Consider the following 14,863-nt stretch of genomic DNA (forward strand, 5'->3'; position numbering starts at 1 on the left):
GGAGCACCATGCGACGCACTGCCCGTCTGCTGGCCGGTACGGCGCTCGCCGTGACCGCCGCGGCCCCCGCCCACGGCCTGGCCGGGGGCACCGGCCGCCTGGACGTGTACCCGTCCACCGTGGTGCCCGGTGGTCAGGTCACGGTGAACACCGCCGTGTGCGGGGACCGGGGTTCGGCGACCGGTGACGCGGGCGCGGTCGGTGCCGGCGTCTTCACGCTGGCGCCCACCGCGCACGCCGGTGAGGCGATCGGTCAGTTCCGGGTGCCGCCGAGCGCGCAGCCCGGGACGTACGAGATCGTCGCCAGGTGCGCCGAGGGCAGCCGGCAGGTGGCCGGTGACCTGGTGGTGGCGCTGGGCGCGGCGCACGAACAGGTGCAGCCGCGGGGAAGTGTGAAGACGGGGGTCGGCGGCGGACTCGGTCCCGACCCCGTGCAGACCACGGCGGGTGTGGCGGCGCTGGCCGTCGCCGCCGTGGGCGGTACCTGGCTCCTGCATCGCCGGGCGAGAGGCGACGGGATCTGACGGACACCCTCCGCTGTCCGTCCGCCGGTACCGCACGTCCCGCCCCCTCCGGGTCCGACGCCCCTCGCGGCCCGGAGGGGGAGGGGACCGGCCCCGAGACCGGTCCCCTTCTCCGGGTCCCGTTCGGGGGCGCGCCCCCGGGAGAGGGGTTCGCATGCGCAGGAGAGCCAGGCTCGGCGACACCGCCATAGCCGCCGTCACCGTCGTCGCCCTGGGCTCGGGCGTGTGGCTGCTGGACGGTGGCACCGGCCGCCGCACGCCCCCGCAGCCGACGGCCGCCGAGGGCCGCCCGGACCCTCGGGGCGAGCGGCTCGCGGCGCCCGCCCTCGCGCCGTCCCCGCCGGTCCGCATCCGCATCCCCGCGATCCGCGTGGACGCCCCGCTGACGGGCCTGGCCCTCACCCGCTCCGGCAATCTGGAGGCGCCGCCCGCCGGGCGCAAGAACCTGGCCGGCTGGTACGAGGCCGGCACCGTGCCCGGCGAGGCGGGCACCGCGGTCGTCGCCGGGCACGTCGACAACACCGACGGCCCCGCCGTCTTCTACGACCTGGGCGCGCTGAAGCGGGGCGCCACCGTCGAGGTGGACCGCCGGGACGGCAGCGTGGCCGTCTTCACCGCGGACGCGGTGGAGGTGTACCCGTCCCGGGGCTTCCCCGACGCGAAGGTGTACGGCGCCGCGCCCCGCCCCGAACTGCGCGTCATCACCTGCGGCGGCGGCTACTCCAGGACGACCGGCTACCAGGGCAACGTGGTGGTGTTCGCGCACCTGACGGGCAGCCGCCGCGGCACCGGGCAGGCGCCGCCGGGCCGTTGACCGGCGGGTGACCCCGGCACGCGGGCCTCACACCCCCGGTGTGCCGCCACTGAGGGCAGCGTTCCCCGCGGGAAACAGCGGGGATGCCACCGGGTAACGTCGGGGCCGCACGCTCGGGACATGACCTCGAATACGCGTGTGGTGGTGATCGGCGCCGGCCTCGCGGGCGTACGGCTCGCCCGGCGGCTCGGCGAGCTGGGTACGCCCGCGCTGCTCGTCGGCGAGGAGGAGCACCCCCCGTACAACCGCGTCCTGCTGGCCGAGGTGCTGGCCGGCCGGTACGCCCCGGAGGTGATCGCCCTCCCGCCGCCCACCGGCCTGCTGCGCGCCCGGATCACCGGCATCGACCGGACCGCCCGGACCGTCACCCGCGCCGACGGCATGCCGATCGCCTACGACACACTGGTCCTGGCCACCGGCTCCAACCCCGTACTGCCACCCTTGCGCGGCCTGTTCACGACCGACCACCGCCTGCCCGAGGGCGTGCACGCGTTCCGCACCCTGGACGACTGCCTGGGCCTGGCGAAGGCCGTCCGGCCGGGGGTGCGCGCGGTCGTCATCGGCGGCGGCCTGCTGGGGGTCTCCGCGGCCCGCGCGCTCGCCGTGCGCGGCGCGCAGGTGGTCCTCGCCCAGCAGTCCGAACGGCTCATGGAGCGCCAGCTCGACCCGGACGCCTCCCGGCTGGTGCTGCGGCACCTGACGGACCTGGGCGTCGAGGTGCACACCGAGTGCCGCGTGCGGGACGTGCGCTGCGTCGCGGGCGCGGTCCGCTCGGTGGAACTGGCCGACGGCTACGCCCTGGACGCCGACCTCGTGGTGGTCGCCTGCGGGGTGCGCCCGCGCACCGGCCTGGCCGAACAGGCCGGGCTCGCCGTGCACAAGGGCGTCCTCGTGGACGACGCGCTGCGCACCTCCGACCCGCACATCCACGCCGTCGGCGACTGCGCGCAGCACGACGGCACGGTCTACGGCCTGGCCGCCCCCGCGCTGGAACAGGCCGACGTGCTCGCACGGCTGCTCGCCGGCGACCCGGGCGCCCGCTACCGCGGCACCCGATCCCTGACCCGGCTGACCCTCACCGGCCCCGGCTCCCCGTTCGACCTCGCCGCGTTCGGCGACACCGAGGTACGGCCCGGCGACGACGTGGTGCGGCTCGCCGACGCCACCCGGGGCACCTACCGCAAGGTCGTCGTCCGCGACGAACGCCTGGTCGGCGGAGTCCTCGTCGGCGAACTCGGCACCGTGGGCACGCTCGCCCGCGCCTGGGAGGGAGCAGAGCCGCTCCCCGGTGACGGCCCCCTGCTCCACCTGCTCACCCACGATGGAGGCTCCTGAATGTCCGCCACCCCGGAGGCCACCCCCACGATCGTGCTCGTCGGCCACGGCATGGTCGGCCAGCGCTTCCTCGAAGCGCTCGCCGAGCGCGGCCTGACCGCCACGCACCGCGTGGTCGTGCTGTGCGAGGAACCCCGTCCGGCGTACGACCGCGTCCAGCTGACCTCGTACTTCTCCGGCCGGACGCCGGAGGACCTGTCCCTGACCGACCAGCGGTTCATCGAGGACCACGGCATCGAGCTGCACCTCGGCGACCCGGCGGAGACGATCGACCGCGAGGCGCGGCGGGTCACCGCCCGCTCCGGTCTGGTCGTCGGCTACGACGTCCTCGTCCTGGCCACCGGTTCCTACCCGTTCGTGCCGCCGGTGCCGAACAAGGACGCCACCGGCTGCTTCGTCTACCGCACCATCGAGGATCTCCTCGCCATCGAGGAATACGCGGCGCGGAAGGCCTCGACGGGCGCCGTGGTCGGCGGCGGCCTCCTCGGGCTGGAGGCGGCGGGCGCCCTCAAGGGCCTCGGACTGGACGCCCACATCGTGGAGTTCGCGCCGCGGCTGATGCCGGTGCAGGTGGACGAGGGCGGTGGCGCGGCGCTCCTGCGGACCATCGAGGACATGGGCCTTGCGGTCCACACGGGCGTGGGCACCCAGGAGATCGTGACGGACGCCTCTGGTGCCGTCACCGGTATGCGGCTGTCCGACGGCTCCGAACTCGCCACCGACCTGGTCGTCTTCAGCGCCGGCGTCCGCCCCCGCGACCAGCTGGCCCGCGAGTGCGGTCTGACGGTCGGCGAGCGCGGCGGCATCACGGTCGACGAGCAGTGCCGCACCGTCACCGACCCGCACGTCTTCGCCATCGGCGAGTGCGCGCTGGCGGCGGACGGCCGGGTGTACGGCCTGGTGGCGCCCGGGTACGAGCAGGCGGCGACCGCCGCGGCGACGATCGCGGCCGACGAGGCGTCCTTCACCGGCGCCGACCTGTCCACCAAGCTGAAGCTGCTCGGCGTGGACGTGGCGTCGTTCGGCGACGCGCACGGCACCACCGCGGACTGCCTGGACGTCGTCTACTCCGACTCCCGCGCCGGCCTGTACAAGAAGCTGGTCATCGGCCGGGACGGCACACTGCTCGGCGGTGTCCTGGTCGGCGACGCGGAGGCGTACGGCACCTTGCGCGCGCTCACCGGCTCGGTGCCGCCCGTCTCCCCCGAGTCGCTCGTGCTGCCCGCCGGCGCGGGCCCGGCGGACGGGCTCGGCCCGTCCGCGCTGCCGGACGACGCGGTCATCTGCTCCTGCCACAACGTCACCAAGGGCACGATCCGCGGCGCGGTCACCGACCACGCGTGCACCACCGTGCCGGAGGTGAAGAAGTGCACCCGGGCCGGCACCGGCTGCGGCTCCTGCGTGAAGGTCCTCGGCCAGCTGGTCACCGCCGAGCTGGAGGCGTCCGGCGTCGAGGTCGACAAGGGGCTGTGCGGCTGCTTCCCCCAGACCCGCGAGGAGCTGTACGAGATCGTCCGCGCCCTGCGCGTCACGTCGTACCGGGAGCTGCTGGACCACTACGGCCGCGAGGGCGCCCGGGGCGGGGACGGCTGCGAGGTGTGCAAGCCGGCCGTGGGCTCGGTCATCGCCTCGCTCGCCCCGGAGATCGGCGCCAGCGGCTACGTCCTGGACGGCGAGCAGGCGGCCCTCCAGGACACCAACGACCATTTCCTCGCCAACCTCCAGAAGAACGGCTCGTACTCGGTGGTGCCGCGGATCCCCGGCGGGGAGATCGCGCCCGAGAAGCTGATCGTGATCGGCGAGATCGCCCGGGACTTCGGCCTCTACACGAAGATCACCGGCGGTCAGCGGATCGACATGTTCGGCGCCCGGGTCGAGCAGCTGCCGCTGATCTGGGCGCGGCTGGTGGACGCCGGCTTCGAGTCCGGGCACGCGTACGGCAAGTCACTGCGCACGGTGAAGTCCTGCGTGGGCTCCACCTGGTGCCGCTACGGCGTGCAGGACTCGGTGCGGATGGCGATCGATCTGGAGCTGCGCTACCGGGGGCTGCGGTCCCCGCACAAGCTGAAGTCGGCCGTGTCCGGGTGCGCCCGCGAGTGCGCGGAGGCCCAGTCGAAGGACTTCGGGGTGATCGCCACCTCCAACGGCTGGAACCTGTACGTCGGCGGCAACGGCGGTGCCACCCCGCGCCACGCCGACCTGCTGGCCCAGGACCTCTCCGACGCCGAACTGGTGCGCCTGATCGACCGGTTCCTGATGTTCTACATCCGTACGGCCGACCGCCTGGAGCGCACCAGCACCTGGCTGGAGCGGATCCCGGGCGGCCTGGAGCACGTACGCGACGTGGTGGTGCACGACTCGCTCGGCATCTGCGACGAGCTGGAGAAGCTGATGCGGGCGCACGTCGCGCACTACCGCGACGAGTGGGCGGAGACCGTCAACGACCCCGAGCGGCTGGCCCGGTTCGTGTCCTTCGTGAACGCCCCGGACACCCCCGACCCGGTCGTCTCCTTCGTCCCCGAGCGCGACCAGATCAAGCCCGACCTGCCGCTGCTGAACATCGGCCTGCGGCCCGCCGACGACGTCCTGGAAGGAAGCGCCCAGCGATGACCCTGGCACTCGAGACGACCGACCTGACCGTACAGCTCCAGCTGGCGGACGGCTGGTTCACGGTCTGCGACCTGAGCACGCTGGTCCCGGGCCGCGGGGTGGCGGCCCTGCTGCCGGACGGCCGCCAGGTGGCCGTCTTCCGCGACCGCGCGGACCGGCTGTACGCCGTCGACAACCGCGACCCCTTCACCGGCGCGGCCGTCCTCTCGCGCGGCCTGACCGGCAGCCACGAGGGCCGCCCGTTCGTGGCGTCCCCCCTGCTCAAGCAGCGCTTCGACCTGGCCGGCGGCCAGTGCCTGGACGACGGGACGGTACGGGTGGCCACCTACGAGGTCCGGGCGGCCCCACCGTCTCTCGACTGATCGCGGGCGCGGGGCGGGCCGGCCGGGGAGCGCGTCCCGCCGGCCCTCGCCCGCTCAGTCGATCCCGGACCGCTCCACCCCCGCCACGATCCACCGCTGGAAGCACAGGAACACCAGCAGCAGCGGCAGCACCGACACGGCGGCGGCGACGAACAGCTCGTGCAGCCGTACGACCTGAGCGGTGGTGAACGTGGACAGGGCGACCTGCACCGTCCAGGCGTTCTGGTCCTGCCCGATCACCAGCGGCCACAGGAAGGAGTTCCAGGCGCCCAGGAACACGATGGTCCCGACGGCGGCGAACACCGGCCGGGCGTTGGGCACGACGACCAGCCAGTACGTCCGCCAGTACCCGAGCCCGTCCACCTGCGCCGCGTCCTCCAGTTCGTGCGGGAACCCCAGGAAGTACTGCCGGAAGACGAAGCAGGCGAACGCCGGGAACAACGTCGGGACGATCAGCCCCCGCAACGTGGAGATCCAGCCCAGCGACGACACCAGCACGAAGCTGGGGACGAAGGTGACGGCCGCCGGGACCAGCAGGGTGCCCAGGACGGCGTAGAACACCTTGTTCGCGTGCCGGTAGGGGATGCGGGCCAGGCCGTACCCGGCGAGGGAGGCCAGGAGCAGGGTGCCCAGGGTGGTGGCGACCGCGATCAGCGCGGAGTTGAGCAGGGACCGGGCGAACGGCACGGACGGATCGGCGAACAGCTCGCCGACGTTCCCCCACCGCACCTGACGCGGGAAGAACGTCCACTGCGGGGAGGTGATGTCCCGCTCGGCGGCCAGGCCGTTGCGCAGGAGCAGGTAGAAGGGGATCAGGAAGAGCAGGGCCAGCGTGATCAGCAGCACCAGCCGCAGCGCCCGGCCGGCCCGTACCAGGGCGTCATCCATCGCCGTCCGTCCTTCCCAGCCGCAGCCAGCGCGCCTGCCCCACCGTGACGACGGCGACGACCAGCGCCAGGATCACCGCGCCCGCGCTGCCGAGCCCCAGGTTCTGCCCCTGCCCGAGCGCGGTGTAGTAGAGGTAGACCAGGGGCGGCCGGGCGTACGGCGGATAGCCCCGCGCGTCCGACAGCAGGTTGTAGAACTCGTCGAAGGCCTGGAAGGCGTTGACGACGAGCAGCAGCACGACCGCGACCGAGGTGGCCCGCAGCTGGGGCAGGGTGACGTGCCGCAGCACGGTCCAGCCGGGCCGGGCCCCGTCCACGGCCGCCGCCTCGTACAGCACCGGGTCGATCCGCTGGAGCCCGGCGAGGAACAGGATCATGTAGAACCCGGCCTGGAGCCACAGCCGGACGGTCACGATGACCAGCCAGTACCAGGGCGGATCGGGCGAGGCCAGCCAGGCGACGGGGGCGGCGCCGAACCAGCCCAGCACCGTGTTCGCCAGCCCGAACCGCACCCCGCTGAAGACGGACATCTTCCACACGAGTGCGGCCACCACGTAACTGCACGCGGCCGGCAGGAAGAACACGGACCGGAAGAAGGCCCGGGCGCGCCGGACCCGGTTGACCATCAGGGCCAGGGAGAGGGAGCACCCGTAGGTGACGGGCACGATGACGGCGGTGAAGACGAGGAAGGTGCGCAGGCTGTCCAGGAAGGCGTGATCCTGGAGCATCGCCGTGTAGTTGTCCAGTCCGGTGAAGTGCGTGGGCGTGACGGTGTTGTGCGCGTCGAAGAAGCTGAGCGCCACGCTCCACAGCAGCGGTACGTAGGTGAACAGGGCGAGCCCGAGGGCGAACGGCCCGACGAACACCCAGAACCACAGTGCCCGCCGCCGCCTCACGGCTTCTTCTTCACGCGGTCCAGTTCGGCCGACACCTTCCCGACGACCGGCCGCAGTTCCCGCGCGGGATCGGCCCCGTTCCTGATGATCCGGCTGAGCGCGTCCTGGTAGGCGGTCTGGCCGGCCGGGGTCCACAGCAGCGGCTGGGCGTAGCCGTGGTCGGTGGTGAACCGGACGGCGTCGGCGGCGGCCCCCGACCTCAGCCGGTCGGCCTTCTTCGCCAGGGAGATCCGGGCCGGGATGTGGAAGCCGTAGGACAACGCGAAGTCCTGCTGGAAGTCCGTCCGTTCCACCCACAGCCACTTCACGTAGTCCTCGGCGGCCTCCCGGTGCCCGCTGCGCGCGCTGACGGCGGACCCGTACGCGCCGACGGGCACCGCGGGCCGGCCGCCGGACCCGTCCGCGGGGAACGGCAGCACCCCGAAGTCGTCGCCGAGTTCCTTGCGTACCTGCGGCAGCGCCCACAGCCCGGACCACTGCATCGCGGTCAGCCCCTGGACGAAGGCGGACGGGTCGGACCAGTCGCTGGGCGCGCCCAGGAGCAGCGACTTGTCGGCGTACAGCCGGTGCAGCTTGCCGAGGGTGCGGGCGGCGGCGGGGTCGTCGAAGCCGGGCTTCCCGTCCTCGGTGACGAGGCTGAGTCCCGCCGCGTACAAGGGTGTTCCGCCGAGCACACCCGCTCCCCCGTCGTTGCCGAGGAACAATCCCTTGGTCTTGCGGTCGGTGAGTGCGCGGGCCGCGTCGACCAGGGCGTCCAGGGTGGTGGGCGGCTCCACACCGGCGTCCTTCAGCAGGCTCTTGCGGTAGTAGAGCAGCTGCGTGTCGATGACCTGCGGGACGGCCCAGATCCTGCCGTCGTACGTCTTCGGCGCGAGCGCGGCCGGCGCGAAGTCGTCCCTGACGCCCTCCAGCAGCCCGGTGAGGTCGACGACCTGGCCACCCCGGATCTGGTCGAGCGTCGGCCCGTTGACCTCGAAGACGTCGGGTCCGGCCCCGGTGAGCAGGGCGGCGGCGGTCTGCTGGTCGTAGTTCCCCGGCCGCCACTGCACGTCGACGCGGGCCCTCTTGTACGCCCCGGCGTAGCGCCGCACGGCCTGTTCGGTGCCCTGCTCGCCGTACTGGTGGTACCACTGCGACAGCGACGGCCCCGAACCCCCGCCCCCGCGCCCGGTGTTGCCTCCGCACGCGGTGAGCAGTCCGGCGCCCGCACCCGCGGCCAGCAGGCTCCTGCGGCTGATCGTCATCCTGTGCCCCCAGACATCCGTCATCGATGCACGGCCCAACGATCAACCATGCGACGCGATTACGAAAGGGGGGTTGCGGGAGTGTGTCGGCCGACGGGGCCCTCACCCTTCACGCGGGCCAGGCCTCGGCCATCACGAAGGAGACGACCGTTCCCCCGAACCGGCTCGGCCCGCAGTTCCAGGATGCGGCGAGGGAGTCGACCAGGAGCAGCCCGCGTCCGTGCGCGTCATCGACCTCCGGTCGGCGCAGGCGCACCCCCGCCGGAGACCCCGGACTGTGCACTTCCACACGCAGCGACGCCCCGTCCCGGAACCACTCGACCCGGACGAGCCATTCGTCGTCCGACCGCCCGTACAGGATCGCGTTGGTCACCAGTTCCGAGATCATCAGCGTGCAGTCATCGACCGAGCAGAGCGGGTGATACGGGGTGATGAACCTCCGAAACCAGCGCCGCGCCCTGGCAACGGACTCCGGAACCGGAGCCAGGATCATCAAGCCGAGCCGTGGTGACTCCGGACCGGGGCACCGGTCGATCACGAAGGTCATCCGCACTCACTCCTCGCCGCTGCCGTTGCGAGTGCGGCAGCGCTGGCTCCGGCCGTCGAACCGTCTCGATCGGCGCCTCTACGGGGCTCGGTGACGGCGTGCGCACCACTCACCCGAGAGGCGGGCAGCACCTCTCTATACATCTCAGGATTCCGTCACATCTCTAGAGATGACAAGTCGGGGCGCGGCGCCATATGGGGCGCGCGGCGACACCTAGGGGCGCGACGACGTGCAGCGAGCGAGCCCCCAGAGCTATGGCCTAAGGTGTCTAGAGAAGCGAGGAGGGTTCCGGAATGGCCACTGCCGACGACGACCGCCGGCCCAAGTACGAGCGGATCGCGGACTCCCTGCGGCAGGCGATCCAGTCGGGTGAGTACAGTCCCGGTGATCGGCTTCCTGGAGAGAACGACCTCATGGCCACGCACGGCGTGGCCCGCATGACAGCCCGGCAGGCATTGAGCGTCCTGCGGGACGAAGGCCTCGCCGAAGCCCGCAAGGGCGCCGGCGTGTTCGTCCGGACCTTCCGCCCGCTGCGACGCCGGGGCATCCAGCGACTGGCGCGCGACCAGTGGGGCAACGGCCGTTCCATCTGGTCGGCGGACATCGACAACCGGACACTCCAGGTCGACCGGGTCACCGTGTCCGAGGAAGCGGTACCCGATCGCATCGGCACGGTCCTGGACCTGGCCGACGAAGAGATGGTGTGCGTGAGGCGTCGGCGCTTTGTCCTGGACGGCAAACCGGTCCTGCTCGCGACGAGCTACCTCGCCCAGTCGCTGGTCGCCGGGTCCGCCATCACCCAGGAGGACACCGGACCTGGCGGCACATACGCCAGGCTCGCCGAACTCGGATACGAGCCGGTGCACTTCCGCGAGGAGATCCGCTCACGCATGCCGTCGAAGGACGAGGCGACCCAGCTGGACATGTCCGCGGGCACTCCGGTCATCCTCATCTGCCGCACCGCTTACACGCACGAGGGCCGCCCCGTCGAGGTCAGCGAGATGACCCTGGACGCCGCCTCGTACGTCTTGGAGTACGACTTCGACGCGCTTCCTTGAAGCCGCCGTACGCACGCGAGGCGGCGGCACCCCCCGCACAGGGATGCCGCCGCCTCTCTTTTCGTGTGCCGGAGCCGTCGCCGATCGGATGAGGGTCGGGGACCGGCGACGGCTCCGGGGTCCGGGGTCCGGCCTAGCGGTGGTCGCTGCCCGTCGACTGCGTCGCCGCGCGGCCGGCCTCCAGGCGGGCGACCGGGATGCGGAACGGGGAGCAGGAGACGTAGTCCAGGCCGACCTCGTGGAAGAAGTGCACCGACTCCGGGTCGCCGCCGTGCTCGCCGCAGACGCCGAGCTTGAGGTCGGGGCGGGTCCGCCGGCCCGCTTCCGCCGCCGACTTCACGAGGGCACCGACGCCGTCCCGGTCGATCGTCTCGAACGGGGAGACGCCGAAGATGCCCTTCTCCAGGTAGGCCGTGAAGAACGAGGCCTCCACGTCGTCGCGGCTGAAGCCCCACACCGTCTGGGTCAGGTCGTTGGTGCCGAAGCTGAAGAACTCGGCCGCCTCCGCGATCTGGCCGGCGGTCAGCGCGGCGCGCGGCAGCTCGATCATCGTGCCGATCGCCAGCTTGAGCGCCGTACCGGTCGCCGCCTGCACGTCGGCGATGACCTGGTCCGCCTCCTCGCGGACGATCTCCAGCTCCTGGACGGTGCCGACGAGCGGAATCATGATCTCCGCGCGCGGGTCGCCCTTGGCGGCCTTGCGCTCCGCCGCGGCCTCGGCGATCGCGCGGACCTGCATGGTGAACAGGCCGGGGATGGCCAGGCCGAGGCGTACGCCGCGCAGGCCCAGCATCGGGTTCTGCTCGTGCAGGCGGTGGACGGCCTGGAGCAGGCGCAGGTCGTTCTCGTGCGGCTCCTGGCGGGACTCGGCCAGGGCCACGCGGACCGACAGCTCGGTGATGTCGGGGAGGAACTCGTGCAGCGGGGGGTCGAGGAGGCGAATGGTGACGGGCAGGCCGTCCATCGCCTCGAAGAGCTCCACGAAGTCCTTCTTCTGGAGCGGCAGCAGGGCCTTGAGGGACTCCTCGCGCTCCAGCTCCGTGTCCGCCAGGATCAGGCGCTCGACCAGCTCGCGGCGGTCGCCGAGGAACATGTGCTCCGTGCGGCACAGGCCGATGCCCTGGGCGCCGAAGCGGCGGGCGCGCAGCGCGTCCTCGGCGTTGTCGGCGTTGGCGCGTACGCGCAGGCGGCGCTTGCGGTCGGCGAAGGCCATCATGCGGTGCACCGCCTCGACCAGCTCGTCCGCGTCGTCGGCGCCGGGGTGCATCCGGCCCTCGAAGTACTCCACGACCGGGGAGGGCACGACGGGGACCTCGCCCAGGTAGACCTTGCCGGACGAGCCGTCGATGGAGATCAGGTCGCCCTCCTCCACCACGTGGCCGCCGGGGACCGTCATCCGGCGGCGCTTGGTGTCGACCTCCAGCTCCTCGGCGCCGCAGACACAGGTCTTGCCCATGCCGCGGGCGACGACGGCCGCGTGGGAGGTCTTGCCGCCGCGCGAGGTCAGGATGCCCTCGGCGGCGATCATGCCGTCGAGGTCGTCGGGGTTGGTCTCGCGGCGGACCAGGATGACCTTCTCGCCGGAGCGGGACCACTTGACGGCGGTGTAGGAGTCGAAGACGGCCTTGCCGACGGCGGCGCCCGGCGAGGCGGCGATGCCCCGGCCGACCTTCTCCACCTTGGCGGACTCGTCGAAGCGCGGGAACATCAGCTGGGCCAGCTGGGCGCCGGTGACACGCTGGAGCGCCTCGGTCTCGTCGATCAGGCCCTGGTCCACGAGCTGGGTGGCGATGCGGAAGGCGGCGCCGGCGGTGCGCTTGCCGACGCGGGTCTGGAGCATCCAGAGCTGGCCGCGCTCGATGGTGAACTCGATGTCGCAGAGATCCTTGTAGTGGTTCTCCAGGGTGTCCATGATCTGCATGAGCTGGTCGTACGACTTCTTGTCGATCTGCTCCAGCTCGGCCAGCGGGACGGTGTTGCGGATGCCCGCGACGACGTCCTCGCCCTGCGCGTTCTGGAGGTAGTCGCCGTAGACGCCCTGGTGGCCGGAGGCGGGGTCGCGGGTGAAGGCGACGCCGGTGCCGGAGTCCGGGCCCAGGTTGCCGAAGACCATGGAGCAGACGTTGACGGCGGTGCCGAGGTCGTGCGGGATGCGCTCCTGGCGGCGGTACAGCTTGGCGCGGTCGCCGTTCCAGGAGTCGAAGACCGCCTTGATGGCGAGGTCCATCTGCTCGCGCGGGTCCTGCGGGAAGTCGCGGCCGGCCTCCGCCTTGACGATCTTCTTGAAGGTCGTGACCAGCTTCTTCAGGTCGGCGGCCTCCAGGTCGGTGTCGACCGTGACCTTCTTGGCGTGCTTGGCCTTCTCGAGGGCCTCCTCGAAGAGGTCGCCGTCGACGCCGAGGACGGTCTTGCCGAACATCTGGATCAGCCGGCGGTAGGAGTCCCAGGCGAAGCGGTCGTCGCCGGCCTGCTCGGCCAGGCCCTTGACCGACTTGTCGGAGAGGCCGATGTTCAGGACGGTGTCCATCATGCCGGGCATGGAGAACTTGGCGCCGGAGCGGACCGAGACCAGCAGCGGGTTGTCGGGCTGGCCGAGCTTCTTGCCCATCTTCCGCTCGAGGGCGTCGAGGTGCGCACTGACCTCGTCACGCAGTGCCGCGGGCTCCTCACCGCTGTCCAGGTAGACCTTGCAGGCCTCCGTGGTGATGGTGAAGCCGGGAGGGACCGGGAGACCCAGGTTGGTCATCTCGGCGAGGTTGGCACCCTTGCCACCGAGGAGGTCCTTGAGGTCCTTGTTGCCCTCGGTGAAGTCGTAAACGAACTTCACTGCGTGGGGATCTTTGTTTTCCGACACGGGTCTCGACTCCTTGAGGCCACGGTGGCTGCCCTGACGGCCAGGAACATACCCAGATCGAAGGCCCCTGGGTACGTCCACTTGTGCGTCATGCGCCTGTAACCACCTGTCCGCCAGCGGATCGAAAGTCAAGGCTTGGCAAGCCAAGCACGCTCTGTGTTTTCACTTCTTGAAGACAACGGCTCCTCTGAGGTGAGATTCGCGCTCACGTGAGCGTCGTCCAGCACGACTGAGTTCGATCGATGAACGATCAAAGGGTGGCACCCAGTGCCACCCTTTGGAGAAGTGCAGCCGCGCATGATCCGCTCATCTGAGCGCGACCCTTATCAAGGGTGGCGAGAATCACGCTGCCACAGAGCGGCCCGTTCCACCATGCGGACCCGGCCCCGGACGGGCCCCGCCCTCGGGAACGCCCGCGTCACAGGCCCACCGCCCACGTCACACGCCCACCCGGTCACATGGCCACCGCCCGCGTCACACACCGATCGCCCGCGTCACACGCCCATCGCCGCGAGCCGCTCCTCGGCCCGCTCCGGCGCGTACAGGTGCTCCACCACCAGCGCACCTGCCCCGAGCAGCCCGGCCCGCTCCCCGAGCCGGGAGGTGACGACCTCCAGGTGGGCCGTGGAGCGGGGCAGCGCCCGCTGGTAGAGCAGCTCGCGCACGCCGGTGACGAACGGCGTCCCGGCCAGGTCGCCCGCGATCATCAGGACGCCCGGGTTGAGCAGTGTGACGACGGTCGCCAGCACGTCCCCGACCCGGCGCCCGGCCTCCCGGGCCAGCGCGGCGGCCTCCGGGTGGCCCGCGGCCAGCAGGTCCCGCACGTCCGAGCCGGAGGCGGCCGGCACCCCGGACGCGGCCAGCCGCCGGGCCACCGCGCCGCCGCTCGCGACGGCGGCCAGACAGCCGTACGAGCCGCACCGGCACAGGGCCTCGGTGCCCACCCGTATGTGTCCGATGTCGCCGGCCCCGCCGTCCACGCCCCGGTAGACCGAGCCGTGCACGACCACCCCGGCGCCGATGCCGGTGGAGACCTTGACCAGCATGAAGGCCGTGCAGTCGGGGTGTCCGGCGCGTTGTTCGCCGTAGGCCATCAGGTTGGCGTCGTTGTCGACCAGGACCGGGACCGCGTGGGCGCCGGTGTGCTCGGTGAAGGCGCGGGAGAGCCGGCCCCGTATGTCGTAACCGTCCCAGCCCGGCATGATCGGGGGCTGCACGACCCGGCCCGTCTCGCTGTCCACCGGGCCGGGTACGCCGAGTCCGATGCCGCAGACCTCCCCGGCCCGGTTCCCCGCCTCGGCCAGCAACCGGGCGAACCAGCGGCCCAGTTCACCGAGGACGGCCTCCGGACCGTCGTCGACGGTCAGCGTGCCGGAGTGTTCGGCGAGGAGGTCGCCGGCCAGGGTGAGGACGGCCGCGCGGGCGTGCCGGGTGTCGAGATCGGCGGCGAGGACGACGGCGTGGGAATCGTCGAACTCCAGGGTGACGGCGGGTCGCCCGCCGAGCGGGGAGCCGACGGGGCCGCCGGCGCCCTCCCGCAGCCAGCCGGCCCGGAACAGCCGGTCCAGGCGGTGGCCGACGGTCGCCCGGGACAGTCCGGTCACCTGCTGCAGCGCACCCCTCGTCACCGCCCGTCCGCTGCGCACCAGTTCGAGCAGATCGCCGGAGCTGGCCTGTCCCGCGCCTTTGCCCGTCCGTCCCGGCCGCCCGGTCATGCGCACCCCCTTGTGTT

The 14,863-nt window shown here is 72.1% G+C and carries 12 protein-coding genes; 6 read left to right on the forward strand and 6 right to left on the reverse strand.

Annotated elements, in window-relative coordinates:
* The first annotated feature begins 8 nt into the window (after nt 1-8).
* From ACGFT1_RS15390 to nirD, 5 genes are all read left to right on the forward strand, one after another.
* Nucleotides 9-524, forward strand: coding sequence for a hypothetical protein (locus ACGFT1_RS15390; RefSeq protein ID WP_373909457.1), 516 nt, complete (start codon nt 9-11; stop codon nt 522-524).
* Nucleotides 525-678: 154 nt separating this feature from the next.
* Nucleotides 679-1,338, forward strand: a complete 660-nt coding sequence (locus ACGFT1_RS15395) for a class F sortase (RefSeq protein ID WP_373909458.1) — start codon at nt 679-681, stop codon at nt 1,336-1,338.
* 120 nt (nt 1,339-1,458) lie between these two features.
* Nucleotides 1,459-2,673 carry an NAD(P)/FAD-dependent oxidoreductase gene (locus ACGFT1_RS15400; protein ID WP_373909459.1) on the forward strand — a complete coding sequence of 405 codons (1,215 nt, stop codon included), beginning with the start codon at nt 1,459-1,461 and terminating at the stop codon, nt 2,671-2,673.
* Nucleotides 2,674-5,283 carry a nitrite reductase large subunit NirB gene (gene nirB, locus ACGFT1_RS15405; protein ID WP_373909460.1) on the forward strand — a complete coding sequence of 870 codons (2,610 nt, stop codon included), beginning with the start codon at nt 2,674-2,676 and terminating at the stop codon, nt 5,281-5,283.
* A complete protein-coding gene (gene nirD / locus ACGFT1_RS15410) occupies nt 5,280-5,645 on the forward strand; it encodes a nitrite reductase small subunit NirD (RefSeq protein WP_373909461.1) in 366 nt (121 codons plus the stop codon). The genes nirB and nirD overlap by 4 nt, the downstream gene beginning before the upstream one ends.
* A gap of 54 nt (nt 5,646-5,699) precedes the next feature.
* On the opposite strand, the gene ACGFT1_RS15415 is transcribed toward nirD, so the two are convergent.
* The 4 genes from ACGFT1_RS15415 to ACGFT1_RS15430 all read right to left on the reverse strand — a co-directional run bounded on the left by ACGFT1_RS15415 (nt 5,700) and on the right by ACGFT1_RS15430 (nt 9,219).
* Nucleotides 5,700-6,533, reverse strand: a complete 834-nt coding sequence (locus tag ACGFT1_RS15415; protein ID WP_373909462.1) for a carbohydrate ABC transporter permease — start codon at nt 6,531-6,533, stop codon at nt 5,700-5,702.
* Nucleotides 6,526-7,428, reverse strand: a complete 903-nt coding sequence (locus tag ACGFT1_RS15420; protein ID WP_373909463.1) for a carbohydrate ABC transporter permease — start codon at nt 7,426-7,428, stop codon at nt 6,526-6,528. Before ACGFT1_RS15420 ends, ACGFT1_RS15415 begins: the two co-directional genes overlap by 8 nt.
* Complete coding sequence (locus ACGFT1_RS15425; protein ID WP_373909711.1) at nt 7,425-8,672, reverse strand: ABC transporter substrate-binding protein; 1,248 nt, start codon at nt 8,670-8,672, stop codon at nt 7,425-7,427. The genes ACGFT1_RS15420 and ACGFT1_RS15425 overlap by 4 nt, the downstream gene beginning before the upstream one ends.
* Nucleotides 8,673-8,781: 109 nt before the next feature.
* The gene (locus ACGFT1_RS15430; RefSeq protein ID WP_373909464.1) at nt 8,782-9,219 is read right to left on the reverse strand and encodes an ATP-binding protein; all 438 of its coding nucleotides are present in this window, start codon (nt 9,217-9,219) and stop codon (nt 8,782-8,784) included.
* A 293-nt stretch (nt 9,220-9,512) separates the two neighbouring features.
* On the opposite strand from ACGFT1_RS15430, the gene ACGFT1_RS15435 reads away from it, so the two are divergent.
* Entirely contained in the window at nt 9,513-10,277 is a 765-nt protein-coding gene (locus ACGFT1_RS15435) for a GntR family transcriptional regulator (RefSeq protein ID WP_373909465.1), read from the forward strand.
* A 133-nt stretch (nt 10,278-10,410) separates the two neighbouring features.
* Here ACGFT1_RS15435 and ppdK read toward each other — a convergent pair whose 3' ends face one another.
* Nucleotides 10,411-13,131 (reverse strand): pyruvate, phosphate dikinase, encoded by a 2,721-nt coding sequence (gene ppdK, locus ACGFT1_RS15440; protein ID WP_373909466.1) that lies wholly within the window; start codon nt 13,129-13,131, stop codon nt 10,411-10,413.
* Nucleotides 13,132-13,625: 494 nt separating this feature from the next.
* Nucleotides 13,626-14,846: an ROK family protein gene (locus ACGFT1_RS15445; protein ID WP_373909467.1), complete on the reverse strand. Its 1,221-nt coding sequence runs from the start codon at nt 14,844-14,846 to the stop codon at nt 13,626-13,628.
* Between the last annotated feature and the right edge of the window lie 17 nt (nt 14,847-14,863).

The organism is Streptomyces sp. Y20 (assembly GCF_043195475.1).
GTDB lineage: Bacteria > Actinomycetota > Actinomycetes > Streptomycetales > Streptomycetaceae > Streptomyces.

What these genes read in the sequence shown, in the direction of transcription:
- ACGFT1_RS15390 (WP_373909457.1), top strand. Translation starts at nt 9, where the DNA reads ATGCGACGCACTGCCCGTCTGCTGGCCGGTACGGCGCTCGCCGTGACC.
- ACGFT1_RS15395 (WP_373909458.1), top strand. Translation starts at nt 679, where the DNA reads ATGCGCAGGAGAGCCAGGCTCGGCGACACCGCCATAGCCGCCGTCACC.
- ACGFT1_RS15400 (WP_373909459.1), top strand. Translation starts at nt 1,459, where the DNA reads ATGACCTCGAATACGCGTGTGGTGGTGATCGGCGCCGGCCTCGCGGGC.
- nirB (WP_373909460.1), top strand. Translation starts at nt 2,674, where the DNA reads ATGTCCGCCACCCCGGAGGCCACCCCCACGATCGTGCTCGTCGGCCAC.
- nirD (WP_373909461.1), top strand. Translation starts at nt 5,280, where the DNA reads ATGACCCTGGCACTCGAGACGACCGACCTGACCGTACAGCTCCAGCTG.
- ACGFT1_RS15415 (WP_373909462.1), bottom strand. Translation starts at nt 6,533, where the DNA reads ATGGATGACGCCCTGGTACGGGCCGGCCGGGCGCTGCGGCTGGTGCTG.
- ACGFT1_RS15425 (WP_373909711.1), bottom strand. Translation starts at nt 8,672, where the DNA reads ATGACGATCAGCCGCAGGAGCCTGCTGGCCGCGGGTGCGGGCGCCGGA.
- ACGFT1_RS15430 (WP_373909464.1), bottom strand. Translation starts at nt 9,219, where the DNA reads ATGACCTTCGTGATCGACCGGTGCCCCGGTCCGGAGTCACCACGGCTC.
- ACGFT1_RS15435 (WP_373909465.1), top strand. Translation starts at nt 9,513, where the DNA reads ATGGCCACTGCCGACGACGACCGCCGGCCCAAGTACGAGCGGATCGCG.
- ACGFT1_RS15445 (WP_373909467.1), bottom strand. Translation starts at nt 14,846, where the DNA reads ATGACCGGGCGGCCGGGACGGACGGGCAAAGGCGCGGGACAGGCCAGC.